The sequence below is a fragment of the Paenarthrobacter nitroguajacolicus genome (assembly GCF_031455195.1).
Taxonomy (GTDB): domain Bacteria; phylum Actinomycetota; class Actinomycetes; order Actinomycetales; family Micrococcaceae; genus Arthrobacter; species Arthrobacter nitroguajacolicus_D.
Map to the genome: position 1 here is coordinate 1 of NZ_JAVDSH010000014.1, position 25,516 is coordinate 25,516.

The window sequence follows — 25,516 nt, forward strand, 5'->3', positions numbered from 1 at the left end:
CATCACGGTGGCGGCGTCGGCATCGGACGGTCACTCCACGCCGGGCAGGTCTCCGTCGCGGACGGCACAGACCTCGCCGCGGAGAAGCTCGAACGGCTCCTGACCAACGACCCCGGTATGGGCGTCATCCGCCACGTCGACGCCGGTTACGACCGCGCCATCGACGTCGCCAACGAACGCGGCGTCCGCATCCCCATGAACCAGGTCGTCTCCTCGGAAGCAAGCAAATGACCTTGTCCACTAGGCCTCAAACATCGCGGGTGTGCTCCGATTCGGAGACGCGGCAAACTGAAGCCGTGCCCACGATGCAGCCGGCTTCACGGCAGCAGGCTCCTGCCCGCGCTGTCACAGATTGGAACCCTGTCCGGTTTGCCCCGGAAACGGATTAGCCGGCCGTGGTGGTGGTCGTCGCGAAACAACCTGACCACCACCGCCGGTCTGTTGCTGCTCCACCTTTGACCGCGAATGAAAGGACCGATCCATGATCGTGATTGATGGCCAGCGGTTGGATTTCCGGGACATCGTCTCCGTAGCGGACGGCGAACAGGTTGCGCTTTCTCCGGAAGCCTTGGCACGCATGGAAGAGTCGCGACGGTCCGCGGAGGCCACTGCTTTGCGACGACCCGTCTATGGTCGCTCCACGGGTGTTGGGGCGAACCGGACGGTGTCGCTGGCTGAGGTTGATGGTGGAGACAGCCACGGGCTCAAGCTCCTGCGCAGCCATGCCGTGGATGCCGGGAAGCCGCTGGAACGGCGCACCGTCCGAGCCATGTTGGTTGTCCGGCTCTCCCAATTGGCCGCTGGCGCCTCAGGGATCAATCCAGCAATTGCCGAGGCGCTTGCTGAGCTGATCAACGCTGATGTCGTTCCCGAAATCCGGGAGTTCGGCGGCATCGGGACGGCCGATTTACAAGCTTTGGCCGGTACGGCCCTGACGATGCTCGGTGAACGCGAGCCTTTGGGTGGGGGAGAAGTGCCACGCCTTGTGGACCGCTGGGCTACGGCCGATGCCCTCCCCTTCATCAGCTCCAGCGCATTGACCATTGCCCGGGCGGTACTGGTTCATCAGGAGTTGTCCAGGCTCCTGGACAACGCTGCCTCCGTGGCCGCGATGTCCTTCGTAGCGATGTCCGGCAATGCAGAGGCGCTGAGCCCGGCGGTGGCAGCGGCGGCGGACACCCCGGCTGTGGCACAGGCAGCCAACGCGTTCCATGGGCTGGTCCAGGGCAGTGGCACACCGGCTCGAATCCAGGACCCGTACTGCCTGCGGACCCTGCCGCAAATTTTCGGTTCCCAATGGGAGGAATTGGCGGCGCTGGGTTCTTTGCTGCGCCGTCTGGTTACCGCAGGCAACGAGAACCCTATGGTTCATGGCTCCCCGGCCGAGGGCAGCAACGATGTGGCCCATCATGGGCTCTTCCAGATGACCAACCTCGCCAGGCGCATCGATGCCCTGCAGGTGGCTGTGGGTGCCGCGTGCGCAACTCACTTGCGAAGGATTGATCTCCTTTGCGACCCCAACTACACGGGCATGCACCCCTTCCTGGCTGAAGATGCAACGGGTCAGTCCGGCGTCATGATGCTGGAGTACGTTGCAGCGGCTGCAGCGGGAAAGATCCGCGCCAATGCGCAGCCAACAAGTCTGCAGACCGTCGTGCTGTCCTTAGGCTCTGAGGAAGACGCAAGCTTCGCGAGCCTGGCCTCGGCTCAGCTGGAGTCCACGGCGGAAGCCCTGGCGACCATCACCGCCGTCGAACTGGTTTGTGCTGCGCGGGCCATGAGACTGCAAAAGCGGAGAGCCGACGAGTTCAGCAGCCCGAAGCTGCGCGCCATGTTGGAGGCCGGATTCACGTTGCCGTCCGAGATGGGCGACCGTGACCTGCGGGGCGATGTTGAACGGGCCCTTCAGCTTGTTCGCGCCGCCAACTGACGTCGACTGTGCACTGACCGGTCTTGCCATGACAAAGAACGGCAGGCAGTCCGTGGACTGCCTGCCGTTCTTCTTGCCGTAAAGAGCGTGTTCCGGTGTTAGTGCGCCGGAACAGAATCCTTGGCCGCAGCCTTGGGATCCGTGAGCTTCTTGTTGGGCAATGCGAAGCTGATCAGGAATGCGATGATCATGAGCCCAGCCGCGGTCAGCATGACCACATCAATGGCTTGGGCAAAACCCTCGGTGATGGGCCGGGTGAGCGTGCTGTTGGCCGAATGCAGCCAGCTGGTGTCATTCAGTGAGTCGTTATTGGCGCCGTTTTTGAAGAAATCAAAAAGCTTGGCATTCGCGGGGTCGGAGGCGACGGCCGGATCCCGCATGACGGCTTGGTAATCCGGGCTGGAGGCGGCTGTCTTCATGCCATCAGCGATCTTGTCAGCTGCCGTGCTGAACAGCATCGAGATGAACACGGCCGTGCCCACTGCGCCACCCATCGAGCGGAAGAACGCAGCCGTGGAAGTACCCACGCCCATGTCCTTGGGTGGGACGGAGACCTGCATGGCGAGCGTGAGCGGCTGCATGCAGAAGCCCAGGCCGACGCCGAAGAACACAGCAATCAATCCGGGAACCCAGAGGCCCGTGTCGACTCCGAGTACGAAGCCCATGACGGTTGCCGCGGCTGCCAGGACTGCCGTTCCCATGATGGGGAAGATCCTGTAGACGCCGGATGAGGAGATGGTCCGTCCGGCGGAGATGGAACCGAAGAGGATGCCTACGGTGAAGGTGATCATCATCAGGCCAGCCTCGGTGGGGGTGAGGCCCTTCACCAGCTGTAAGTACATGGGCAGCATGGCAATCGCGCCGAACATGCCGATACCGATGATGAAGTTCAACAGCGAGGACAAGCCGAAGGTGGTGTTCTTGAAGAGGCGCAACGGAATCAACGCGTAGTCGCCGGCACGCTTCTCGGCCAGCAGGAACGCCACAATACCGATGACGCCCAGGCCGTAGCAAAGCCATGATCCCGCAGAGGACCAACCCCACGTGCGGCCCTGCTCAGCCACCAGCAGCAGCGGAACGATGGCCAAGGTGATGGCGGCAGCGCCCCAGTAGTCGATCTTCTGTTTCACGTGCCGCGCGGGCAGGTGCAGGTACATGAAGACCACAACCAGCGCTGCGAGGCCGATAGGCAGGTTGATGAAGAAGACCCAGCGCCAGCCGTCGAAGCCCAGGATGTTGGCCGAGCCGGCGAAAGCGCCGCCAATCACGGGGCCAAGAACCGAGGAAATGCCGAAGACGGACATGAAATAGCCCTGGTATTTCGCCCTGTCCTTCAGCGCAACGATGTCGCCGATGATGGTCAACGCCAGTGCCAGCAAGCCGCCGGCGCCAAGCCCCTGGATGCCGCGGGCAATGGCGAGCTCCGTCATGGAGTGGACCGATCCCGCGTACAGGGAGCCGGCCAGGAACACCAGGATGGCTATGAGGTACAGGGGCCGACGGCCGAAGATGTCGCTGAGCTTGCCATAGAGCGGCGTGCTGACCGTGGAAGTGATGAGGTACGCCGTGGTGGCCCACGCCTGAAGTGACAAACCATCGAGGTCGTTGGCGATGGTGTAGATGGACGTGGACACAATGGTCTGGTCCAGTGAGGACAGGAACATGCCGAGCATGAGTCCCACCATGACGGTGAGCGTCTGACGATGCGTCAGCACCTCACCGGCGGCCCGCACGGGCGTGGATTTGGACATATCTTCTCCAGAGATGGCAGAAAAGGGATTAAGCAGGATAGTTGCTTTCAGTAACTATCCTAATGCCTGTTTGATTCCCGGAGCGAGAATATTTCCTTGGCAGGGATGGTCGGTGACGCGCTGGCCGGTGTCAGCGCTCCACCAGGATGCCGTCCGGGTCGCAGTAGATCATCACGCCGGGCTGTATGCGCACCCCATCGAGGACAAGATCCACATCTGTCTCGCCCCCGCCGGTTTTGGCGCTCTTCCTGGGGTTGCTGCCGAGGGCTTTGACGCCCAAGGGCAAGTGGGCGATGGCCATTCTGTCGCGCACAGCACCGTTGATGACCACCCCGGCCCACCCGTTGGCTACGGCGCTTTCAGCGATCATGTCGCCCATGAGTGCCGTTCGCAGGGATCCTTGGCCGTCGATTACCAGGACGGCTCCCTCTCCTGGCGTGCCCAGCACGGTCTTCACCAGGGCATTGTCCTCGAAGCACCGAACGGTGCGCACACGCCCGCTGAAGTGGGAGTGCCCGCCAAGGTCCTGGAACTGCAGGGCAATGGACTCAAGTTCTTCGCCGCGTTCATCGTAGAGGTCGGCTGTATTGGGTTGCTCGTTCACAGTGCTGCTCCTTCGTCGGTTCAAGGCCACACTAACCTCCCGCGCACACTCCCACCGCGTACTTTTCGGGCATATGTGGATAAAGCGCTGGATGGCGGTCCGGTGTCGTCCTGCCACGCTAGGCTGAATCCAAAGATTGATATGAGGGGGAATCTTCCATGAGCCTGTCCGACCTTCCGGGCCCGGTGCCGGACCCAACCGCCGTCCACGGCGGTGCCACGACGGCACTGGCCGAACCGGTTGATCGGGTCCGGCCGCTCTGGGTTACGGGCGTAGTGCTGGTTAACCTGGGTATCAACGCTGCGTTTTTTGGTCCCCTGCAGGTGCTTCTGGGGCAACAGGCCGCGCATTTTGACGAGGGTCAGAAGGAAGCGATCCTCGCGCTGGTGACAGGGTGCGGTGCGGCCGTTTCCATGGTGGCCAACCCCTTGTTCGGCGCCTTCAGCGACCGGACTACCTCCCGGTTTGGACGCCGTGTTCCCTGGGTCCTCATGGGCGCCATACTTGGCGCAGTCGCCCTTGTGGCTCTGGCCGGTGCTCCGAACGTTGCCGTGATGGCGTTGTTGTGGTGCTTGGTGCAGGCCGGAGCCAATGCCATGTACGCCGCAATAACAGCCGCTGTACCGGACCGCGTTCCCGTGCCACAGCGGGGAACGGTCGGCGGGCTGGCTGCCATGGGCCAAACCGTGGGAATCCTCGTTGGTGCAGTCATTGCGGCCGTCGTAGCTGGAAACTTTGCGGCCGGTTACTGGGTGTGCGCCGCGGCGCTGTTGGCCGGCGTCGTGCTTTACCTGTTCAAGAGCGACGACCAACCACTGCCGCAGCAGGAGCGGCCGCCGTTCAGCCTGTGGCGGTTCGTCGGGGGCTTCTGGGTTTCGCCCAAACGCTATCCGGATTTCGCCTGGGCTTGGCTGACCCGGCTCCTGGTCAGCACCGGTAACCACATGGTCACGCTGTATCTGCTCTTTTTCCTCAGCGATGTCGTCCGGCTTAAGGAAACGGAGGGTATTGAGCCGGAATTTGGCGTGCTGGTCCTGACCGGCCTTTACGCGGTGACCGTCATCATCACCAGCGTGCTGGGCGGACGGCTGAGTGACCGGATGGGCAGGCGGAAGCCCCTGGTCATAGCATCGTCAGTCATCATCGCTGCAGCGTCTCTGATCCTTGCTTTTGCCCCTACCTGGATTGGGGGACTTGCAGGCGCGGCGGTACTTGGAATCGGTTTCGGAGCCTACCTTGCGGTGGACTTCGCGCTCATCACCCAGGTCCTCCCAACGGCGTTGGACCGCGGCCGCGACCTCGGTGTCATCAACATCGCGAATTCCCTGCCCCAAGTGCTCGCCCCGGCGATTGCCTTCCTGTTTGTTGACTCCTTGGGCGGCTACGTCTCGTTGTACATAGCCGCCGCAGTCATTGGGCTCCTCGGTGCCGTGTTCGTTGTGAAGATCAAGAGCGTCGACTAGGCCTAGAAGACGGCCGTGAAGCCACCCCAGCCCCAACCAACGACGGATTGTCCGTACCACCGGATGTCCGGTCGCCCGCTGGTCAGGTAATCGGAACCGTTGCCGTAATACATGGTCAACTGCCCTGTGGAATTGATGCTGTAAGCGTCCATCTTGTTGTCCCCATTGAAGTCGCCGGCTGAACCCACGGTGGTCATACCGCCAAACCCTGTACCGATGCGCTCTCTGCCGGCAAACCATCCGTTGCGGGAGGACTCATGCAGCGTCAGGTCCCCATAGATGTCACGGGAGACAACACCCAGTTTGCTCGTCCCTCCGAAGTGGCCAATCGCGAATACAGGACTCTGGTTGATCCAATAGGTGTCCACCCCGTAGGGCTGCAGGAATCCGCCCCGTCCGTTGCCCGGGTACAGAATCGCTTGATACCAGCGATCAACAACAAGCAGATCATTGGTCCCATCGCCGTTGAAGTCGCCGGCCCCTGAGATGGCACTGAAGTCCTGCCAGCCCTGGCCGATCTGGAAGGCGTTCTTCCAGCCTCCTGTGCCGTTGCCCTGGTAAAGGAAGAGTCGTCCTTGCGCGTCGCGGCCAATAACGTCCACTGTGCCGTCACCATCAAAGTCTCCGGGCGAGAACAGGGTGTTGAAGACGTTCCAACCGGTGCCGAGAACTTGTGCCGGACGCCAGTTGCCCCTGCCATCCGTGGGGTAAAGGAGAAGCCGGCCGGCGGCGTCACGCGCAAAAATGTCCAGGGTGTCGTCGCCGTTGAAGCCCCGTGCCCGCGGTTTCGCCGCGATTCGCAGCGGATAGTCCGCTTGCAGTGTCAGGCGTGATTCCGCGTCGTAGGAGACGGTGACAAGAACGCCGACCACCCTGCCGAGGTCAGCAGCTGTGGCCCGGTAGGTCGAGCCCGTAGCGCCGGGGATTACTTGGCCGTCCCGTGTCCATTTGTAGCTGAAGGCAGGCGTTCCGCCCGCTGGAACCACAAAGGGTGCGTAGCCTCCCAACTCGGCGCTGAGCACGCCACCCACTGTGGGGTCCCCCTTGAGCTGCGGCTGGCCCATGAATACCTGCCGGGGCGAGGCTGCCACGAAGGAAGCCGCATGAGCCGGAGTGGATGACGGCGCGGCGGTGGCCGGACCGGCTGCAACAGGAGCGGCCAAGGCTCCGGCACCGGCAATCACCGATGTTGTCAGTAGTGCGAGGACGCGGCGCACCCGGCTGGTTGCGGACGATCGCAGGATATTTACATGCTCCAAAGTTTCCCCCCAAGTGGCTAGAAGACGGCGGTGAGATAGCCCCAGCCAGTGCCGATCTGGTACGACTGCCGGTACGAGTAGCTGTCTGTGCTCATTTCTTCGCCGCGGAAAACGCCTTGGTCAGTCACACTGAAGAAGTAGTTATAAATCTCTCCTGGATTGAAGCCGCCCAAGGGACCCATGTACCGGTTGGAAGCGTAGTTTCCGTCCAGAACCCGGGAAGAAGTCCATCCACCCTTGCCATCGGGATAGTAGGCGTTCAGCCTTCCGTCGGTTCCTCTCGCAAGGATGTCGGAGACCCCGTCGCCGCTGAAATCGCCCGGGGTAAACACCTTGTTGAAGATATTCCACCCCTGCCCGACTTGCGATGCCGGAAGCCATCCACCACGGCCGTTGCCGGGGTAGAGGAAGAGCCTTCCCTGGGCGTCGCGGGCCAGGATGTCGCTGGTACCGTCACCGTTGAAGTCACTGGCGGGAATGATCTCGCTGAAGACACCCCAACCGGTACCAATCACTGAGGAGCCCAGCCAGCCGGCGCGTCCATTGCCCCGGTACAGCCACAGCTGTCCTGAGGTGTCCCGGGCCAGGACGTCCATGAAGCCATCACCGTCAAAGTCGCCGGGAGATGAGAGGGACGTGAAGCCGGCCCAGCCCCACCCTATGTCCTTGCTTCCGCTCGTGAAATCTCCTCCAGGGGCGCCGGAAAACAGCGTCAGCGTGCCATTCGGCTTCCTGGTGATCACATCCGGCCGAGAGTCGCCATCGAAGTCGCGCAGGAGCGAGTGCATCCTGACCGTCGGGTCCGATGGGCTGCGGAAGATGCCCACCACACTGCCGCCGTAGCTGACCACCGCCGCGACGCCGATTTGCTTACCGACCTCATAGGGCTTGGGGACGTATGTGTCGCCGGTGGCCCCGGCTATGGGCTTTACCTTGTCCATAAGCCATTGGTAGCTCACCGATGGTTTGGCTCCTGCCGGCAGTCCTTTGATGGTTGAGGCATCGAACACTGCTTTGGTGGGGGTGCGGACCGAGACATTGGGAGCCAGATGAGGTTCGGTTGCATCCACCAGGTAGAAGGGTGCGGTTTCCACGGTTTCGGGAAGGCGTCCCGGTGCCATGGCTGTGAGCTTCAGGGTCAGGCCGGACCCCGTGCCTGCATAAGTGTCCGGAACGTAGAACTCCCCGGCGTCAGCGTTCTGCCGGACGCCATCCCTGAACCACTCGTAGCTGTACGATGACGGCGGCGCCGACCATGTCCCGTGATCAACGGAGAACGAGGCGTAGGAGTATCCGGCCTCTTTGCGGATGCCAAGTCTGGGTGGAACCAGATTGGAATTGGGAACCAGGACACTACCGGGGTTGTTCACAGTGAAGTCGAGGCTTTCCCACGACACCGGCAGAGTGGGTTGATTGGGGGAGCCGCGGTAGTACGCCAGGGAGTCGGAGCCGTAATAAATGACCACGCTCTGAAGCTTGTGCAGACCATGGGAGAAAGCGCCGGTGACCGGAGTTGATGCGGTTGCCGTGAGTGGACCAGCAGCGGGCGTACCTGTCCATTCAAGGCGGTTTTCGGTCGCCAGGGATCCGTCTTTGAAGACGAAGACCACCCGCTGGGCGCGCTGGGCCAAGGTGAAGTTGATTTGAACTGCCGAGCCAGGGGTAACAGTTTCCGGCGAAGCGCGTTTCATGGCCGTGACCTGCGGCGCGGGTTGGTCAGCCGCCATAGCCGGCGGGCCCGTCAACACGGCCCCTGGCGCAACCAGGGCTGCGGACATGGTCAGCCCCATGAGGAATCCAAGAAGTCGATGCGCTGTACGTTTACGACCAGTCTGTGCTGGGCTGGTTATGGTCAAGGGATCCCCCGGGGATGAGAAGTCGGTGCGGGCTGGGCATGGGTTAGAAGACGGTGTTGAAGGCGTTCCAGCCCCAACCGATGGTGGCTTGGCGTTTCAGCGCGATGTGGCCCAGCCCGTAGAACATGGTGAGCCGTCCATCGGGGGATATTCCGAACACTTCCGGAACCCCATCGCTGTCGAAGTCACCGGGCGCTCCAATGCGGGTGAAGCCTCCCCAGCCATACCCCGCGTAAGCACTGAAGGCGTTAGGTGTCCACACGTTGTCGGCGAAGTATCCGTTGCCGGCCCCCGAGTACTTCCTGAGGTTGCCGTCGCGGTCACGGGCGAATATGGAGCTGGTGGACGGGGAGACAAAGGCATTGAACTCACCCCAGCCGCCGCTGAGCGTGTATGGAGCGAGGAAGCCGCCCCGACCGTTTCCGGGATACATCACCATGGTGTTGGACGAATCCCTGACAATGAGATCAGCCGTTCCGTCCCCGTTGAAGTCGCCAGGGGCCACAATGTCCTTCACGGCGCCCCACCCTTGGCCAATCTGGTAGGAGCGGAGCCAGCCACCTTGGCCGTTGCCCTGGTAGAGGAATAGTCTTCCGGCACTGTCCCTCGCCATGACATCCACGTTTCCGTCGCCGTCGAAGTCGCCGGGCGAAAGCAGGGATGTGAAGCCGCCCCATCCTTGGCCGATTTTCTGTGCCGGCAACCAGCCGCCGCTTCCATTGCTGGGGTACAGCCAGAGGTTGCCGGCGGCGTCACGAGCAAATATGTCGCCAGTGCCGTCCGCGTTGAATCCCTTGCCCCGGGTCTTGTCTGCGATGCGGCCCCTGAGATCCACCACTTCGGTGACCACAGTGCCTGCGTCGAAGCGTGCCGTGACCCCGGCCGTGATGATGACGCCCTTGTCCGCCAGCGTGGGCTTGTATTCCCTGGAGGTTGCGCCGGGAATAGGAGTTCCGTTGCGCTTCCAGACGTAGGTGTAACTGGGCTGTCCGCCAACGGGGTCAACCCCTGCGGGCCCATGGTCCAGCCTCAGCAGGCCGCCAACGGACGCATCGCCGTTGATGTTCAAATTACCCACCCAGGCGCGGCGCGGCATGGGCCCAACAGGGGTCAAGGAGACGACGGCGGGTAGGTACCCGGCTGCCCGGGCGGTGAAGCGCACCCAGATCATGTTTCCTGGGTCCACGGTCATATTGGACTGGTAGGTGTTATGGATGGCGTAGTCGATGGGAGAGCCATTCCTGTACCACTGGTAGTCGGAGAAAGAAGGTTCCACCGGCCACGTCCCCGAATTGATGCCGAGAACCGTGTTGTACACCAATGCTCCATTGATGCCCGGGGCCACAGTTGGTGTGAGTTTCGGCAGTACATTTGCTGGGTTGCTGACTGCGAAGTTGCCTCCGGCGAGTTCTGCGCGGGCTACGTTGCCTGTGGGTACGGCCGATGTCCGTTCCAAGGATCCGTCACGGTGGTAGGTGTCCTTGGCCAGCCCATCGAAGTAGGTGACCTCCACGCGTTCCAGAGTGTAAGCACCTGCTGCCTGCGCGGCCGTAACCGCTGCTGTTGCCGTGACCGTTTGCGGCCCGGACAAGGGGTTCCCTCCCCACGCCAGCTCGAAGGTGGTTACCTCGGACGGATCCCGATAAACCAGCCTGACAGCCTGGGCAAGCTGGGATAGCTTGATCTGGACTCCTGCCGTCTGTCCGGGAGCGAACGTGGCCTTTGCGGGAACCAGGGACACCGGGACCGGTGCCACGTAGGGGAGCAATGGGTTCTTGACTTTGAAGTCCTGTGCGGCTGGATCACCGAAGGGCGTGGTCCCTGTGCCTGGTGGATAAACGCTGCCTCCCCGGTAATAGACCTGGGAGGCGCCCGCCGTCGTAATTACCTGGACGTAGCTGACCTCGATCGCCCCGGATGGCCATGAGGAAGCAGAAGCCACGCCGGACACCAGGCCCTTTTGGGCACCCGCCGGTTCAACCCATGCCAAGGTGTGGCTGCCGGCTATGCTCCGCAACCCGACTTCCACCCGCTTCACGGGCACAGAGGTGGCAAAACTGAAAATCACGGGAGCGCCGGCATCCACAGTAGCCGCCGACGTCCGCGCGAAGGCGGAGAGAACGGGACCTGCCGCGTGCGCCGGAGGCGCCGGGGTCAACAAGAGAGCGGTCAGGGCGACCACCACGGCGATCAGCAGAGTACGGGCTGATGTGGACGCAGAATGAGAGCGCGCAGCACCAAGGTGCGCAGCAGGATGAGACCCCAAAGATTCCCCCAGAAGTACAGGCCAGCGCGGCCTGTAGAGGCCAATTGAGATGAGGATACAGCCACGTGGCCCCGGGAAAAGCAGATGAGAATGAAATACCGAAATTGGTATCAATGTGACGCACCTCAAGTGCGCATATCAACCGAAATAGGCTTAGAAGACGGCCGTGAACCCGCCCCAGCCCCAGCCGATGACGCCGGAACCGTTCCAGCCGCCGTCGCCGTCGCCGTAATAAGCCACCAGTTGTCCCGAGCCGTCCACAGCGTAGACGTCCACGTTGCCATTGGCGTCGATGTCCCCTGCAGAGCCTATGGCGCTCATACCTCCCCAGCCTTGGCCAACAACGGTCATGGTGGTAAAGCCGCCGTCGCCGTTGCCACGGTAGAGGCGAAGTGCTCCGGAGGAATCGCGCGCCAGGAGGTCCACTGTGTTGTCGCCGTCGAAATCTCCCGGAGTGATGATCTTGTTGACCACATTCCAGCCGCTGCCCGCCAAGGAACGTGGCAGCCAGCCGCCCTTTCCGTTGCCGGGGTACAGATACAGGAGGCCATTGGCGTCCCGGGCCAGGAGATCGTTGTTACCGTCGCCGTTGAAGTCGCCGGGGGCCACGATCATGGTGAATGCGTTCCAGCCACTGCCGACCTGCCGGCCTGCGTAGAACCCGCCGTTGCCCGTGCCTGCGTAGACGAAGAGGTTGCCCGCTGCGTCCCTTGCCAGGATGTCGTTGACGCCGTCGCCCGTGAAGTCTCCGGGGGAGAGGACAGTGGTGAAGCTGTTCCATCCCGGGCCCACTGTTCTAGGGGATTCCCAGGTGTTGTTGACGCGTGAGTACAGCATGAGGGTGCCATCAGTCCGGCGGGCCAGGAGCTCGTGGGCGCCGCGGCCGGTGAACCCGTTGGCACGGTTGGACGCTGCGATCGGTGCGGTTTCTTCGCTGCTGACCTCTTGGGCGTCACAGCCGTTCTGGCTGGCCACCACGTGTCCGGCGATGGTCTTCCCGCGGTCTTTTTCGTCAAGGGTGTACTGATAGAAGTTCGGATGGTCGGTGGCAAGGACACCGTCGCGTGTCCAGTAGACCCGGTAGTCCGGGCCCGCCGCAGCGCCGCAGCCAGAGTAGGTGCCCGGCTCAATCTCCAGCGTGAGCGTGGAGCCCACATACGGAGCGCCGTGGATCACGGGATTGTCCGGATCCATGGTGGCCATGGCGGGTGCGGGTGATACGGCCATCGCGGCAACCACAGCCGCGGCGAAACCCGCCACGATCCGGCGCACGCCGGACGTCGGGCGCTTTGAAGCCTTCATGGTGTCCTCCCCAGACTTTATGAGGACAATTCTAGCGCGGCTGGGCTTTCCCTAGAAGATCGCTGTGAAGTTACCCCAGCCGTTCCCGGCAACCACGGAGTCCTTCCATCCCGTCCGGCCGTTGCCGAAGTACACCACCAGGCGGCCCTGTTGGTCCACGCCGTAAACGTCGTTGAAGCCGTCGTTGTTGTAGTCGCCCGCAGCGCCCACCGACTTCAGGGCATTCCAGCCGACGCCGATCAGCCAGGACCGCGTCCATCCGCCGGCGCCGTTGCCGCCGTAAAAGTAGAGGTAGCCGTTGCGGTCCCTGGCGAGCACGTCCACGGAGCCGTCGCCGTTGAAGTCACCCGGCGTCAGCAAGGCGTCCATCACCTGCCAGCCCTGCCCGACGGCGGTACGCGCCAACCAGCCCCCGGAGCCATTGCCGGGGTACAGGTACAGGGCGCCGCCCGGTTCGCGGGCCAGAATGTCGTTGGTGCCATCACCGTTGAAATCGCCGGGACTGACGATCTGGTCAAAAACGTTCCAGCCCCTGCCAATCACCTGGCCGGGCTTCCATCCGCCGGTTCCGTCTCCGGAGTAAAGGTACAAAGTCCCGGCTGCGTCCCTGGCCAGGACATCGGACTTGCCGTCGCCGTCAAAGTCGCCAGGCGAAAGGACAAGGTTGAAGCCACCCCAGCCCCAGCCCACCGTGCGGGGAGCATCCCACGCGCTGCCTTGGCGGCCGAACAGCTGCAGGGAACCGTCGGTGGTCCGCGTAAGGAGTTCAAAACTGCGGCCGGAGAAGCCGGCTGCCCTGTTGACCGCGCCCACAGGTTTGGTTTCATTGCTGTGCAGCGACTCGCCTCCGCAGGCGGTTTTGCTGGCCGTGACGTGCACTGCCATGCGGGCGCCGGTGTCTTGCGGTTTCAGCGTGTAGCTTTGAGCCGTTTCGCCTGCCACCAGGAAACCGTCCCGGGTCCAATAGACGGTGAAGTCCGGGCCCTTCCCGCCGCCGCAGCCGTAAAAGGTGTAGGGGCCGATCTCCGTAGTCAGCTTCTGCCCGACGAACGCGTCTCCCGTCAGTATGGGATCGGGACCGCTGGGAGCTGCCGACGCCGGCATTGCGCCAAGTGCCATGGCCGCCACAGTGGCGGCCAGCAGAGCTGCTGCCACCCGACGTCGAAATCCCTGCATGTGTTTCCTCCCGTGTACCAGACCTGTTGAGAAGTGTATGTGGGGGCGGCCACAATACGGGGGAGCGGCATGCATGCTGCGGCGTTGGGCCAGCTCTCAGGAAACGGTCATTTAGCTCCCGTATCATTGATGCGATCGGCCAGCCGCGGGTCTTTACGCAGCCGGCCGTTTCCTTGTCAGCCTGCCAAGAGATCGCCGGAAATGCCCGTATCAAACTCACTGGAACCGTACTCCCTTGACCTGACCACGGGGTTGCCCCGTATGGCTGCCGCGCCCACCACACCGCGACAGCAGCTGCGCTATGCCCGCATCCTCAAGACAGCTGCCGGCTTTGCCCAGCGGCAGTTCGATACCCTGAGCCTCTCCGACGTCGCTGCGCGCGCCGACGTCCCGCTGGGCACGCTGTACCGGTATTTTCCCTCGACCGCACACCTCATGCTCGCCGTCTACCGGCAACAGCTGAGAGAGCTCAGGGATGGCGTCCGTCGCCGGGAAGGCAAGGGGCACGCGCTCGCGGGTTTGATGATGGAGATCTTCCACTTGAGGGTGATGCAGCCCGGCGTGGAGCACTGCCTGATCCGTCCCGCAGGCAAGGATGAGGATACGGCGCAGCTGCTGCGTGAAATCGATGCCTTGTCCGAGGAAGTCGTTGGTTCCCTGAGCAAGGACACCGGTAAGGACACCGTGCGGGCCCGCATCCTGCTGCACCTGGTGAGTGGTCTCGTCCAGGCTGTCCGGTGCCGTCGATTGTCCCTGTTTGAGGCAGAAAAGGACCTTAAGAAGGCCTGCACGCTGCTGACCGGCGATTAGCAAAGCTACCCGGTGGTCTAGACCGATCCCCTCCGAGAAGCCGCTTTATGGCATGACGTGGCTCACACTTTCGGCTGGTTGAACGTTTTACTCTTGAATCGTCTCTCTTGGTATTGAATCTTGTACCCTTCGCCGTTCCCTAGGCTGGAAGGACCGAAGCGGCTAGCAGCCCCCTTACCTGCAGAAGCAACGCCGGGCCAGCCACCCTTGGCCCGCACAGCAGTTCTGTTCCTGCCCTGACATCGTGCCGTGGGACCACGGCTAGCCTGAGGAGACAACGACGTGTCCATCGAGACAATTGCTACTGACAACGACGCCCTGGTACTGAGCGAAGAAGAGATCTTTGCAGCCCATGAGGGCGGCAAACTGACCATCTCCAGCACCGTACCCCTGGATAACAAGCGCGATCTTTCCATCGCCTACACCCCCGGAGTTGCGCAGGTCAGCCGCGCAATCCACGCCAACCCGGAGCTCGCCCGCACGCACACCTGGGCAGAGCGCCTTGTTGTGGTTGTCAGCGATGGCACCGCAGTCCTCGGCCTCGGCAACATTGGGCCCAGTGCTTCCCTGCCCGTCATGGAGGGCAAGTCTGCCCTGTTCAAGTCCTTTGGCGATCTCGACTCCATTCCGTTGGTACTGAACACCACCAATGTCGATGAGATCATCGAGACCCTGGTCCGCCTCCGTCCGAGCTTCGGCGCAGTCAACCTCGAGGACATTTCGGCTCCCCGCTGCTTCGAGCTGGAAGAGCGCCTCATCGAAGCACTGGATTGCCCCGTCATGCACGATGACCAGCACGGCACCGCCGTCGTGGTCCTCGCAGCGTTGACCAACGCCGCCAAAGTGACCCAGCGCGAACTCGCCGGCCTCAAGGTGGTTGTTTCCGGCGCCGGTGCCGCAGGCATCGCCATCGCCGAAATCCTGCTGGCGGTTGGCATCAAGGACGTCATCCTGCTCGATTCCAAGGGTGTGGTGAACGCTGAGCGTGCCGACCTCGTGGCTGATCCCGGCAGTGTCAAAGCCCGGATGGCCGCACGCACCAACCCCCGTGGGGTCACCGGCGGCCCGGGCGAAGGCCTCACCGGCGCCGACGTCTTCGTTGGCGTCTCCTCCTCCAAGCTGGACGAAGAGCACCTGAAGCTCATGAACGATCAGTCGATCGTGTTCGCGCTGTCCAACCCGGATCCGGAAGTACTGCCCGAGGTAGCCCAGAAGTACGCTGCCGTTGTTGCCACCGGCCGCAGCGACTTCCCCAACCAGATCAACAACGTCCTTGCCTTCCCGGGCATCTTCCGTGGGGCACTGGACGCTGGCGCCCGCCGCATCACGCCAGCCATGAAGATCGCCGCTGCCAACGCCATTGCTGAGCTTGCCGCAGAGGACCTCTCCGCCGACTACATCGTGCCGAGCCCGCTGGATGCACGCGTGGCACCCGCCGTCACCGCGGCAGTTGCTGCCGCTGTAGCCGAGTAGCGTTCACCAACACAAGACCGACGACGGCGACGCCTCCCGTGCTGGGGAGCGTCGCCGTCGTTCTTTGGTTGTCAGGCTGGGCTGCCGGGCGCACCTAGACTGGGCCCATGAATGCCGAACTCATCGTGACCATCCTCTGCGGCCTGGCCATTGCGGTGGGTGTCGCCGGAACCATCATTCCCGTGCTGCCGGGCAGTATCCTCATTGGCGCGAGCCTGCTGGCCTGGGCCATCTGGGGAGGTGCCGGTCCGGTGGGCTGGGTGATCTTCGCCGTCGGGATGGTGTTCGTGGTGGCGGGTATGGCCGCCAGTGCGGTGCTGACCGGACGCAAGCTCAAGCAACACGGCATTCCCAACAGGTCGGTGCTGATTGGCGTGATCCTGGGAGTCGTGGGAATGTTCGTCATTCCCGTCGTGGGGCTCTTCGTGGGCTTCGCCGTCGGGCTTCTCCTCAGTGAAGTCCAGCGGACCCGCAACTTCCCCGCCGCCCTGAAATCCAGTGGTGCCGCGCTCAAGGCGACCGGCATCGGCATCCTGGTGGAGTTCGGACTCGCCTGCGCTGCGGCGAGTACCTGGATCATCGGTGTGTGGATCGACGCCGTGAACGGCTAAGCCCCTCAGGACGGGCGTCCTTAAACAGCCAATTCGACGGCTCGCTGCGCATTCGACGGCTCAAACCGTCTATATGGCAGTAAGCCGTCGAATCGGGAAAGCAAAGCCCTACTTCAACACGATCGTCCTGTTCCCATTCAGGATGATCCGCCCCTCGCAGTGCCAGCGAACGGCGTTGCTGAGGGCCTTGCATTCGGTGTCCCGGCCGGCGGCTACCAGATCGTCGGGCCCGAACGTGTGGTCCACTTCCACTACCTGCTGGGCGATGATGGGACCCTCGTCCAACTCGCCGTTCACGTAGTGGGCTGTGGCGCCCACAGTTTTCACGCCACGTGCATAGGCCTGGTGGTAGGGCTTGGCTCCCTTGAAGCTAGGCAGGAATGAGTGGTGAATGTTGATGGCCCGGCCGTCGAGCTGCCGGGCGAGATCGTCGCTGAGAACCTGCATGTAGCGGGCCAGGACAATGAGTTCCACGTCCAATTCGTCGATGATCTCCAGCAGGCGCCCCTCGGCGGCGGGTTTTGTCGCAGCCGTGACTGGGATGTGAAAGAACGGGATTCCGTGCCACTCGGCAAGTCCCTGATGATCGGTGTGGTTGGACACGACGCCCACCACGTCGATGGGCAACTCTCCGATCCGGGCCCGGAACAGCAGGTCGTTCAGGCAGTGCCCGAACTTGGAGACCATGATCAACACACGGCGCTTGTACCCCTGGCGTTCCAGCTGCCAGTTCATGCCGTACTTCTCGCCGACGGGGCAGAAGGATGAACGCAGGGTCTCCAGCGTGGACTCGTCGCCGTCGGACGCGAAGTGGACCCGCATGAAGAAGTGGCCCTCGGCGCGATCGCCGAACTGCTTGTTGTCGATAATGTCGCAACCGTGTTCCAGCAGGAAGCCGGACACCGCGTGCACGATTCCGGGACCTTCAGGGCAGTCGAGGGTCAGGACGTGCTCCACGGTTGTCCTGGCAGGGGACACAGTGGCAGTTTCAGTTTGGATGGCAGTCATGGCTAGCACTCCACTACGTTGACGGCGAGGCCCCCACGGGAGGTCTCCTTGTACTTGGATTTCATGTCTGCGCCTGTCTCGCGCATTGTCTTGATGGCTTTGTCGAGGGACACTTTGTGGCTGCCGTCGCCGTGCAGGGCCAGGCGGGCGGCGTTGATCGCCTTGACGCTGGCGATGGCATTACGTTCGATGCACGGAATCTGCACCAGGCCGCCCACAGGGTCGCAGGTGAGGCCCAGGTTGTGCTCGATGCCCACTTCCGCGGCGTTTTCCACTTGTTCCGGCGTTCCGCCCAGGACTTCGCAGAGGCCGGCAGCGGCCATCGAACAGGCAGAACCGACCTCGCCTTGGCAGCCGACCTCGGCGCCGGAGATGGACGCGTTGATCTTGAACAGGATTCCGACGGCGGCTGCCGCCAGCAGGAAGCGCACGACACCGTCGTCGTTGGCTCCCGGAACAAACTTGGTGTAATAGTGCAGCACGGCCGGGACGATCCCGGCGGCACCGTTGGTAGGAGCGGTGACGATACGCCCGCCCGCAGCGTTCTCCTCGTTCACGGCCAGCGCGAACAAGTTGACCCATTCCATGGCCAGGAGAGGGTCCGGTGATCCTTTACCGTTCAGCTCGGCGTCAGTGGCGGCCAGCGTCTTGAACAACGACGGCGCCCGTCGCCTCACCTTCAAACCACCCGGCAGGATTCCCTCGGCAGAGCAGCCGTTGTCCACGCATTCCTGCATGACGGCCCAGATGCCGAGGAGCCGTTCACGCAGCTCTTCCTCGGAGCGCCATACGAGTTCGTTGGCCAGCATGATGTCCGAGATGGACTTGTTTTCGCGGACACAGATGGCCAGCAGTTCATCGGCGGTGCTGAAGGGGTAGGGGAGGACGGTGTCGTCGGCTACCACTTTGTCGGTACCTGAGGCATCCCCGTCCACCACGAAGCCGCCGCCGATGGAGTAGTAGCTGCGCTCCAGCAACACTGCTCCGGTGTGGTCCAGTGCGCGGAAGGTCATGCCGTTCGGATGGGCCGGCAGGGACTTACGGCGGTGCAGGACAACGTCCTCGTCCCAGTTGAAGTCCACCCGATGGTTGCCGCCCAATTGCAGTTCGGCATCGAGTGCCGCAGCGGCCACTTGGTCGTCGGCCGTTGTGGTGTCCACGGTTTCGGGCGAGTGGCCTTGCAGCCCCAGCACCACGGCCTTGTCGGAGCCGTGGCCCCGGCCGGTGGCGCCCAGTGAGCCGAAAAGCTCAGCCTGGACGCGCACCGTGGCCGGAAGCTGGCCGGACGATTCGAGGCCGTCAGTGAACTGCTTTGCCGCGCGCATGGGGCCCACCGTGTGTGAAGACGACGGCCCGATGCCAACAGAAAACAGATCAAGCACGCTCAGTGCCATCAGGGGACCTCAGGGGAGGCGTATTCCCGCATGGCGTCGAGGAGCCAGCGTCCCAGGAAGTCGGCAAAGGAGGCCCGGGGAAAGATCCGGTAGGACTCGTCCGAGGTCTTCCACAGCATCACGGGGATGTGTGCGAGCTCCGTGGAGACCGCCGTGCCGGCCTTGAAAACGCGCGGGTGCAGGTCCAACGAGCAGGTCTTTTCCAGCACGGCGCGTGCGTGGCTCCCGGAGAGCTCGAACGTGGTGCGGTTGGCGGACAAGTCCACCACCTGGCCCGCGTCGTCGCCCAAGGCGGTGGTCAGATCCCTGACCAGCGATCCGCCCAGGGAATCGTGGGCCTCCTCGGGGGCCACCACCAGGAACTCGGTGGGGCCGAGCCACAGGGTGTTGACGGAATCCTTGCCCGTCACCTCGCCGCAAGCGGCAGGCAAGCTGCCGATGACGGACGCAACGCGGGCACCGGCGTCGGACGTTCGGTCAACCCGGATCCCCACCATGGCCTGGTACGGAATCTCTGTGAGAGTCACCGTTCCCGGCACCGAGCCGGAGGTGAAAGCCTCAGCCAGGTGCTCGGCCGGGCTGCGGCGGGCACCCCGGACGCTGTTCACGGTTTCTGCTGGTGTTGCTGTTTCAGCCATCTTTGCGGGTCCCTTCAGCATCGAAAAGTACGGTTTCGCCAACAACCACGTCCACCAATTGGTCTCCCAACGAAGCCACCAGGGTTTCGCCGATGCGGTTGCGGCCGTTTTGGATCAGTGCCAAGCCGAAGGAACGGCCCAGTGCGGCGCTGTGGTAACTGGAAGTCACGAAGCCTTCCATGGGGACGGGGCCGTTGGCCGGGTTGACCGGGATGCCCTTCTCCACCAACTGCGTGCCTTCCGGCAACCTCAGCGAGTGGTCCACGGGAAGGACACTGACCAGGTGCTTGCGGTCCTCGCGGCTGGCGTCTTCCCGGAGGTAGGAGCGCTTGCCGATGAAGTCCTTGGCCTTGGAAACGATCCAGTCCATGCCCGCGTCCTGCGGGGTGACCGTGCCGTCGGTGTCCTGCCCGACGATCGGGTAGCCCTTCTCGGCGCGGAGCACGTGCATGGTTTCGGTGCCATACGGGGTGATGTTGAACTCGGCACCTGCGGCGGCAACGGCTTCCCAGGTGTTGAGGCCGTACCAGGAAGGGACGTTGATTTCGTAGGCCAGCTCGCCGGAGAAGGAGATGCGGCAAACGCGTGCCTGCACTCCGGAGGCGAGCGTGGTCTCGCGGAAGGTCATGAACGGGAAGGCTTCAGCATCCAACCCGCCGTTTTCGGCGAGCTGGGGTGCGACCTTCGCGATCACGGCGCGGGACTTCGGCCCGACGACGGCGATGGTGCTCCACTGTTCGGTCACGGAAGTGAAGACCACATCGAGGTCCGGCCACTCTGTCTGGTGCCACTCTTCAAGCCAGTCGAGCACCTTGGCAGCGCCACCGGTGGTGGTGGTCATGAAGTAGCGGTCCTCGTCCAGGCGAAGCGTCACGCCGTCGTCGAAGATCATGCCATCCAGGGTGCACATGACGCCGTAGCGGGCGGATCCCGGGGCAAGTTTCTTGAACGCGTTGGTGTACACCCGGTTCAGGAATTCACCTGCGTCCTTGCCACGGATTTCGATCTTGCCCAGCGTGGTGGCGTCCATGAAGCCCACGGAATCGCGGACGGCTGCGCATTCACGCAGGACCGCGGTGTCCATGTCTTCCCCGGCCTGCGGGTAGTACCAGGGCCGCTTCCACTGTCCAACATCTTCGAACAGTGCACCCTGGGCGACGTGCCACGGGTGGATGGAGGTGACGCGGGCGGGGTCGAACAACTCGCCGCGCTGGCGGCCGGCCAACGCTGCGAAAGCCACGGGAGTGAACGGCGCCCGGTAGGCCGTGGTCCCGATCTCGCCCACGCCCGGAACGTTCTCGGCTCCGCCGAACTTCAGCGCCGCGGCGATAACGCCGATTGCGTTGACGCCGGAGGTCTTGCCCTGATCATTGGCGGTGCTGATGGAGGTGTACCGCTTGACGTGTTCTACGGACCGCATGCCGGCACCGGTGGAACGAAGGACGTCGGCCACGGACTGGTCGCGCTGGAAGTCCACGAAGTGGTGGTGCCACTCGCCGGGCTCGCCGCTCTGCCCGGGGACCAACCAGAGCTGGCGGCTCGGAGCGCTTGCAACCGGCGCCTGCAGTTCTACGGGCTTGGTTGCGGACTCGAAGCCCGCAGCGATGGAGGCTGCAGCTCCCGCCGAGATACCTTCTGCGAGGCAGTCCTGGAGTTCGTAGCTGCCGCGGCCTGCGCCGACAACCTGCTGGTCGCGGACGGGCTTGGCGGGAATGAACGCTGCGAGCTCGTCATCCCAGCGCAGCTTGCCTTGGCGCTGACTGTGGAGGTGGACCACAGGGCTCCAGCCACCGGAAACTGCCAGCAAATCGGCAGCCAACTGTTCGACGCCCGAGGTGAGTTCGCCGTCGTCGTTAATGCTGCGGACGGTGACGCCGTTCAGGCGGCCACTCTCATCCGCGGACGTGTCGGCCACGGCACTGCCGATGAGGACCCGGATACCGGACTCGACGGCGGCAGCAGCCTTCGCGCTGATTTGCGGACGGGCATCGACGACGGCGGCAACCGCCACGCCTGCTGCCTTCAGGTCCGCAGCAAGTGCGTAGGCGGAATCGTTGGTGGTGCTGATGACCACCCGCGAACCGGCTGCAACGGCGTAACGGTTCAGGTAGGTGCGGGCCGCCGAGGCGAGCATGATGCCCGGGCGGTCGTTGTTCTCGAACACCAACGGACGTTCGTGGGCGCCGGGAGCCAGGACAACCTGCTTGGCACGGATGTGCCAAATACGCTGGCGCGAGACACCCGATGCTGCCGGAACGCTGAGGTGGTCCGTGCGGTTCTGGGCTGCGATGAAGTAGTTGGAGTCGTAGGATCCGAATGCCGTGGTGCGGTTCAGCACAGTGCATTCAGCGGCAGAAACCAGCTCTGCCTCTACGTCCGCGACCCACTCAAGGGTGGGCTGGCCCTCGATGGTTTCGGCGAGTCCCTCAGCGGTGGAACCGGAGAGCAACGAACCGCCGAGTTCGGGCTGGTCGTCGATCAGGATGACGCGGGCACCGGTGCGGACGGCTTCGCGGGCTGCAGCCAAACCGGCGATACCGCCGCCGACCACCAGGACGTCGGTGTGGACGTACTTCTTGTCGTACTCGGCCTTGTCCTCGTTGGGATCAAGCTTGCCCAAGCCGGAAAGGAGCTCAATGTTCATGCCATCCACCAGCGAAACCGCGGTGGCGGGAAGCATGGACTCGGCAACATGCCCACGGAAGCGGGGTGCGATCTTGACCAGGGCGTTGGACTCTTCCACGCCTGCGGCCATGATGCCGCGGGGGCGGTCCTCATAGAGGGAGTTACCGGCGTTGATGTGGCCGTTCGCCAGCAACGCCGAAGCGATGGTGTCGCCCGGGTGGCCGGTGAATGCCTGGCCGTCCACGGTGAAGCGCCAAGAGATGCTGCGATCGATGCGTCCGCCGGTGGCGAGACGTGCGTTCTTGCTGGTCACTTCTAGACTCCTTCCGAGGAGGTGGGGGCGGTGGCGCCGGTGGTTGCGGCTCCGGGGGCGAGGCCCGATTGCGTATCCGGGCGGGGCTGGCCCATCGCGTAGATCGAGTGGATGTCGTAGCTCACGGTGTCGCGCAGCATGTTGAACCACTGTCGGCAGCCGGTGCTGTGGACCCAGCGCTCGGCGAAAGTGCCCTTGGTGTTTTCGCGGTAGAAAAGGTATTCAGCCCATTCACGGTCGCTGAGGTCGTTCGGATTTTCGGGGTAGGCGATGTGGGCCTGGCCGCCGTAGTGGAATTCGGTTTCGTCGCGTGGCCCGCAGTTGGGGCATGAAATGAGGAGCATGTCTTTCCTGTCCTGTGCTGGCTAGTGGGCTACGGCTGCGGCGCCGTGTTCGTCGATCAGGGCGCCGGTCTCGAAGCGTTCCAGTGCAAACGGCTTGTTCAGCTGGTGCGGAGCGCCGGTAGCAATGGTGTGCGCGAAGGTCAGGCCCGCCGCGGGAGTGCCCTTGAAACCGCCGGTTCCCCAACCACAGTTGACGAACATGTTCTCCACGGGGCTCAGCCCCACGATCGGCGAGGCGTCCAGTGTGGTGTCCACAATGCCGCCCCAGGTCCGGAGGACGTGTGCCCGGGCGAAGATCGGGAAGAGCTCAACAGCTGCTGCCATCTGCTCTTCGATCACGTGGAACGAGCCGCGCTGTCCGTAGCCGTTGTAGGAGTCCACGCCGGCGCCCATCACCAGTTCGCCCTTGTGAGCCTGGGAGACGTAGACGTGGACGTGGTTGGACATGACGACTGTGGGGTGGACCGGCTCGTGCAGTTCGGACACCAGTGCCTGGAGCGGGTGCGACTGGATCGGCAGGCGGAAGCCGGCCATCTCGGCCAGGACTGAGCTGTGGCCGGCGGCGCAGAGGCCCACCTTTTCGGTGTTGATGGTTCCGCGGGTGGTCTGGACTCCAGTGACGCGGTTGCCGTCCTTGATGAAGCCGGTGACTTCGCAGTTCTGGATGATGTCCACGCCGAGTTCATCGCACTTGCGTGCGAAGGCCCACGCCACGTGGTCGTGCTTGGCGATGCCTGCGCGTGGCTGGTACGTGGCACCCATGACGGGGTAGCGGATGTTGTCTTTGATGTTCAGGATGGGGCAGAGTTCCTTGACCTGCTGCGGGTCCAGCCATTCTGCGTCCACGCCGTTGAGCCGGTTGGCACCCACACGGCGAACGCTTTCGCGGACATCACCCAGGGTGTGGGCAAGGTTCATGACGCCGCGCTGGCTGAACAGGAAGTCATACTCGAGCTCTTCGGGCAGGATCTCCCAGAGCTTGAGGGCGTGCTCGTAGATGGCCGCGCTCTCGTCCCAGAGGTAGTTGGAACGGATGATGGTGGTGTTTCGGGCCATGTTTCCACCGGCCAGCCAGCCCTTTTCCAGGATGGCGATGTTCGTCATCCCGTGGTTCTTGGCCAGGAAGTACGCAGTGGCCAGGCCGTGCCCGCCGCCGCCCACAATCACGGCGTCGTAGCTCTTCTTCGGGTCCGGGTTGCGCCAGAGGAAGTCCGGGTGTTCGGGGAGGTGGTCTGCACTCACTTGGCTGCTCCAATCAGTTCTGCTTCACGTTCGGCGCCATTGCCGTTGTTCAGGTGCGGGTAGAGGGGGAACTTGTCCGCCAAGGCGGTGACGCGGTTGCGGAGTTCGACGGCGGTGGCCTCGTCCAAGGTGTCGTCGCCTTCTTGTGTACCGTCCGCCGTGGTGCTGTTGTTTGCTGCGGCGATCAACGCCGTCGCAATAATGTCCGCGACTTCAGCGAAGTCGTCAGCGGCGAAGCCGCGGGCGGCGAGTGCCGGAGTGCCGATGCGAAGGCCGGAGGAGACCATCGGCGGGCGGGGATCGAACGGGACGGCGTTGCGGTTGACCGTGATGCCGATGCGATGCAGCGTGTCCTCGGCCTGCTGGCCGTTGAGTACCGAATGACGGAGGTCAGCGAGCACCAGGTGGACGTCGGTTCCGCCGCTGACCACGGAAATTCCCGCCGCGGCTACGTCGTCTTGCAGGAGGCGCTGGGCCAAGAGCTTGGAGCCTTCAAGGACGCGGACCTGGCGTTCCTGGAACTCGGGTTCCGCAGCCATCTTGAAAGCAACGGCCTTGGCAGCGATGACGTGTTCCAGCGGGCCGCCCTGCTGGCCGGGGAAGACTGCCGAGTTAACCTTCTTGGCGATGTCGGCGTCGTTGGTCAGGATCACGCCACCGCGTGGGCCGCCAAGGGTCTTGTGGGTGGTGCTGGTGACGATGTGTGCGTGCGGGACCGGGCTGGGGTGCAAGCCGGCCGCGACGAGACCGGCGAAGTGGGCCATGTCCACCATGAGGTAGGCGCCTACGGAGTCGGCGATGCGGCGGAACTCGGCGAAGTCGAGGTGGCGGGAGTACGCGGACCAGCCAGCCACGATCAACTGAGGCTTGTGCTCCTGTGCCAGCGCTTCAACCTCTGCCATGTCTACGGTGTGGGTGTCCTCACGGACGCCGTAAGGAACAACCTTGTAGAGCTTGCCGGAGAAGTTGATCCGCATGCCGTGGGTCAGGTGGCCACCGTGGGCAAGGTTGAGGCCCATGATGGTGTCGCCCGCGTTGATCAGTGCGTGCATCGCCGAAGCGTTGGCCTGGGCGCCTGAGTGCGGCTGGACGTTCGCGAATTCCGCGCCAAACAAGGACTTCAGGCGGTCGATGGCCAGTTGTTCAATGACATCGACGTGTTCGCAGCCGCCGTAGTAGCGCTTGCCAGGGTAGCCCTCGGCGTACTTGTTGGTCAGCACCGAGCCTTGGGCTTCCATGACGGCCGTGGGGGCGAAGTTTTCAGAGGCGATCATTTCCAGGGTGGACTGCTGGCGGATGAGTTCGCGGGCGATCGCCTGATCGACCTCCGGGTCCGCCTGTGCGAGCGGCCGGATCAGCGGTTCAACCATGGTGTTCTCCTTCGACGAGTGTCTAGTGGCCGTCTGTTCGGCAACTGATATATTAGAACTGTTGCCATAGTATGTTGGAGA

19 protein-coding genes and 1 pseudogene are annotated in these 25,516 nt (G+C 63.3%); 6 read left to right on the forward strand and 14 right to left on the reverse strand.

Going from position 1 to position 25,516, the window contains the following annotated elements; translation table 11 throughout:
* A pseudogene (locus J2Y68_RS21475) lies at positions 1 to 231 on the forward strand (urocanate hydratase); the annotation flags it as partial.
* Positions 232 to 481: 250 nt separating this feature from the next.
* Positions 482 to 1,930 carry an aromatic amino acid lyase gene (locus tag J2Y68_RS21480; protein ID WP_309996876.1) on the forward strand — a complete coding sequence of 483 codons (1,449 nt, stop codon included), beginning with the start codon at positions 482 to 484 and terminating at the stop codon, positions 1,928 to 1,930.
* Between the two features lie 98 nt (positions 1,931 to 2,028).
* Here the strand turns inward: J2Y68_RS21480 and J2Y68_RS21485 are convergent, their stop codons facing one another.
* The gene (locus tag J2Y68_RS21485; RefSeq protein ID WP_309996879.1) at positions 2,029 to 3,681 is read right to left on the reverse strand and encodes an MDR family MFS transporter; all 1,653 of its coding nucleotides are present in this window, start codon (positions 3,679 to 3,681) and stop codon (positions 2,029 to 2,031) included.
* 130 nt (positions 3,682 to 3,811) lie between these two features.
* Positions 3,812 to 4,285 (reverse strand): ribonuclease E activity regulator RraA, encoded by a 474-nt coding sequence (rraA, locus tag J2Y68_RS21490; RefSeq protein WP_309996881.1) that lies wholly within the window; start codon positions 4,283 to 4,285, stop codon positions 3,812 to 3,814.
* 158 nt (positions 4,286 to 4,443) lie between these two features.
* On the opposite strand from rraA, the gene J2Y68_RS21495 reads away from it, so the two are divergent.
* Positions 4,444 to 5,748 carry an MFS transporter gene (locus J2Y68_RS21495; protein WP_309996884.1) on the forward strand — a complete coding sequence of 435 codons (1,305 nt, stop codon included), beginning with the start codon at positions 4,444 to 4,446 and terminating at the stop codon, positions 5,746 to 5,748.
* A 2-nt stretch (positions 5,749 to 5,750) separates the two neighbouring features.
* Here J2Y68_RS21495 and J2Y68_RS21500 read toward each other — a convergent pair whose 3' ends face one another.
* The 5 genes from J2Y68_RS21500 to J2Y68_RS21520 form a co-directional block, all read right to left on the reverse strand.
* Positions 5,751 to 7,007 carry an FG-GAP-like repeat-containing protein gene (locus J2Y68_RS21500; RefSeq protein WP_309996887.1) on the reverse strand — a complete coding sequence of 419 codons (1,257 nt, stop codon included), beginning with the start codon at positions 7,005 to 7,007 and terminating at the stop codon, positions 5,751 to 5,753.
* 17 nt (positions 7,008 to 7,024) lie between these two features.
* Positions 7,025 to 8,797 (reverse strand): FG-GAP repeat domain-containing protein, encoded by a 1,773-nt coding sequence (locus tag J2Y68_RS21505; RefSeq protein WP_309996891.1) that lies wholly within the window; start codon positions 8,795 to 8,797, stop codon positions 7,025 to 7,027.
* A gap of 109 nt (positions 8,798 to 8,906) precedes the next feature.
* A complete protein-coding gene (locus tag J2Y68_RS21510; RefSeq protein WP_309996894.1) occupies positions 8,907 to 11,048 on the reverse strand; it encodes an FG-GAP-like repeat-containing protein in 2,142 nt (713 codons plus the stop codon).
* A gap of 234 nt (positions 11,049 to 11,282) precedes the next feature.
* Entirely contained in the window at positions 11,283 to 12,431 is a 1,149-nt protein-coding gene (locus J2Y68_RS21515) for an FG-GAP repeat domain-containing protein (protein WP_309996896.1), read from the reverse strand.
* A gap of 51 nt (positions 12,432 to 12,482) precedes the next feature.
* A complete protein-coding gene (locus tag J2Y68_RS21520) occupies positions 12,483 to 13,607 on the reverse strand; it encodes an FG-GAP repeat domain-containing protein (RefSeq protein WP_309996898.1) in 1,125 nt (374 codons plus the stop codon).
* Positions 13,608 to 13,808: 201 nt separating this feature from the next.
* Between J2Y68_RS21520 and J2Y68_RS21525 the strand changes: the two genes are divergently transcribed.
* The 3 genes from J2Y68_RS21525 (at position 13,809) to J2Y68_RS21535 (ending at position 16,501) form a co-directional block, all read left to right on the forward strand.
* Positions 13,809 to 14,417, forward strand: coding sequence for a TetR/AcrR family transcriptional regulator (locus tag J2Y68_RS21525; protein WP_309996901.1), 609 nt, complete (start codon positions 13,809 to 13,811; stop codon positions 14,415 to 14,417).
* A gap of 282 nt (positions 14,418 to 14,699) precedes the next feature.
* On the forward strand, positions 14,700 to 15,890 hold the full coding sequence (locus J2Y68_RS21530) for an NAD(P)-dependent malic enzyme (RefSeq protein WP_309996903.1): 1,191 nt from the start codon (positions 14,700 to 14,702) through the stop codon (positions 15,888 to 15,890).
* A gap of 107 nt (positions 15,891 to 15,997) precedes the next feature.
* Positions 15,998 to 16,501 carry a DUF456 domain-containing protein gene (locus tag J2Y68_RS21535; RefSeq protein WP_309996905.1) on the forward strand — a complete coding sequence of 168 codons (504 nt, stop codon included), beginning with the start codon at positions 15,998 to 16,000 and terminating at the stop codon, positions 16,499 to 16,501.
* 108 nt (positions 16,502 to 16,609) lie between these two features.
* On the opposite strand, the gene purU is transcribed toward J2Y68_RS21535, so the two are convergent.
* From purU to glyA, 7 genes are read right to left on the reverse strand one after another with little or no spacing between them, the layout of a single operon-like run.
* Positions 16,610 to 17,509 (reverse strand): formyltetrahydrofolate deformylase, encoded by a 900-nt coding sequence (purU, locus tag J2Y68_RS21540; protein ID WP_309996907.1) that lies wholly within the window; start codon positions 17,507 to 17,509, stop codon positions 16,610 to 16,612.
* Positions 17,510 to 17,511: 2 nt separating this feature from the next.
* On the reverse strand, positions 17,512 to 18,903 hold the full coding sequence (locus J2Y68_RS21545; protein WP_309996909.1) for an L-serine ammonia-lyase: 1,392 nt from the start codon (positions 18,901 to 18,903) through the stop codon (positions 17,512 to 17,514).
* A complete protein-coding gene (locus tag J2Y68_RS21550; RefSeq protein WP_309996910.1) occupies positions 18,903 to 19,541 on the reverse strand; it encodes a sarcosine oxidase subunit gamma in 639 nt (212 codons plus the stop codon). The genes J2Y68_RS21545 and J2Y68_RS21550 overlap by 1 nt, the downstream gene beginning before the upstream one ends.
* Positions 19,534 to 22,479 (reverse strand): sarcosine oxidase subunit alpha family protein, encoded by a 2,946-nt coding sequence (locus J2Y68_RS21555; RefSeq protein WP_309996912.1) that lies wholly within the window; start codon positions 22,477 to 22,479, stop codon positions 19,534 to 19,536. Before J2Y68_RS21555 ends, J2Y68_RS21550 begins: the two co-directional genes overlap by 8 nt.
* Positions 22,480 to 22,481: 2 nt before the next feature.
* Entirely contained in the window at positions 22,482 to 22,823 is a 342-nt protein-coding gene (locus J2Y68_RS21560; RefSeq protein ID WP_309996914.1) for a sarcosine oxidase subunit delta, read from the reverse strand.
* A gap of 21 nt (positions 22,824 to 22,844) precedes the next feature.
* On the reverse strand, positions 22,845 to 24,065 hold the full coding sequence (locus tag J2Y68_RS21565) for a sarcosine oxidase subunit beta family protein (protein ID WP_309996916.1): 1,221 nt from the start codon (positions 24,063 to 24,065) through the stop codon (positions 22,845 to 22,847).
* The gene (gene glyA / locus J2Y68_RS21570) at positions 24,062 to 25,435 is read right to left on the reverse strand and encodes a serine hydroxymethyltransferase (protein WP_309996918.1); all 1,374 of its coding nucleotides are present in this window, start codon (positions 25,433 to 25,435) and stop codon (positions 24,062 to 24,064) included. Before glyA ends, J2Y68_RS21565 begins: the two co-directional genes overlap by 4 nt.
* Positions 25,436 to 25,516: the final 81 nt, after the last annotated feature.

Coding starts and splice junctions, on each gene's coding strand:
- J2Y68_RS21480 (WP_309996876.1), top strand. CDS start 482: ATGATCGTGATTGATGGCCAGCGGTTGGATTTCCGGGACATCGTCTCC.
- J2Y68_RS21485 (WP_309996879.1), bottom strand. CDS start 3,681: ATGTCCAAATCCACGCCCGTGCGGGCCGCCGGTGAGGTGCTGACGCAT.
- J2Y68_RS21495 (WP_309996884.1), top strand. CDS start 4,444: ATGAGCCTGTCCGACCTTCCGGGCCCGGTGCCGGACCCAACCGCCGTC.
- J2Y68_RS21505 (WP_309996891.1), bottom strand. CDS start 8,797: ATGGGGCTGACCATGTCCGCAGCCCTGGTTGCGCCAGGGGCCGTGTTG.
- J2Y68_RS21515 (WP_309996896.1), bottom strand. CDS start 12,431: ATGAAGGCTTCAAAGCGCCCGACGTCCGGCGTGCGCCGGATCGTGGCG.
- J2Y68_RS21520 (WP_309996898.1), bottom strand. CDS start 13,607: ATGCAGGGATTTCGACGTCGGGTGGCAGCAGCTCTGCTGGCCGCCACT.
- J2Y68_RS21525 (WP_309996901.1), top strand. CDS start 13,809: ATGCCCGTATCAAACTCACTGGAACCGTACTCCCTTGACCTGACCACG.
- J2Y68_RS21535 (WP_309996905.1), top strand. CDS start 15,998: ATGAATGCCGAACTCATCGTGACCATCCTCTGCGGCCTGGCCATTGCG.
- purU (WP_309996907.1), bottom strand. CDS start 17,509: ATGACTGCCATCCAAACTGAAACTGCCACTGTGTCCCCTGCCAGGACA.
- J2Y68_RS21545 (WP_309996909.1), bottom strand. CDS start 18,903: ATGGCACTGAGCGTGCTTGATCTGTTTTCTGTTGGCATCGGGCCGTCG.
- J2Y68_RS21550 (WP_309996910.1), bottom strand. CDS start 19,541: ATGGCTGAAACAGCAACACCAGCAGAAACCGTGAACAGCGTCCGGGGT.
- J2Y68_RS21560 (WP_309996914.1), bottom strand. CDS start 22,823: ATGCTCCTCATTTCATGCCCCAACTGCGGGCCACGCGACGAAACCGAA.
- glyA (WP_309996918.1), bottom strand. CDS start 25,435: ATGGTTGAACCGCTGATCCGGCCGCTCGCACAGGCGGACCCGGAGGTC.